Below are 301 nucleotides of genomic sequence, written 5' to 3' on the forward strand. Positions count from 1 at the left end.
ATCCATCGCCTCTGTTGCTGGCGCTGACGTCGGCAAGTTCGAGCAACTGACTCTGGATAAAACTCCAGTCACCACCACTGTCACCGACGAACCAGGCTCGGGTACCCCAGGCACGGGTAACCAAGGCGACCTGGTGCAAGTCACCATCACTGCCGACCAAACTTCGGTCGCAGAAAACGTTAAACCGACCTTTACCGTACAGATCAACACTGCACTGGCCCACGACTTGGTCGTGACCCTGAGCAACAATGCCCAGGTCACCATCAAGGCTGGCCAAACCAGCGTGTCGTACGAGCACGCT

The 301-nt window shown here is 57.1% G+C and carries 1 protein-coding gene; it reads left to right on the forward strand.

What is annotated here, in order from left to right; translation table 11 throughout:
* The coding region (locus IAE33_RS24440; protein ID WP_201165778.1) for an immunoglobulin-like domain-containing protein at positions 1 to 301 on the forward strand (301 nt) is incomplete at both ends.

Source organism: Pseudomonas sp. S60 (assembly GCF_016647865.1).
In the GTDB taxonomy this organism is placed as follows: Bacteria; Pseudomonadota; Gammaproteobacteria; order Pseudomonadales; family Pseudomonadaceae; genus Aquipseudomonas; species Aquipseudomonas parafulva.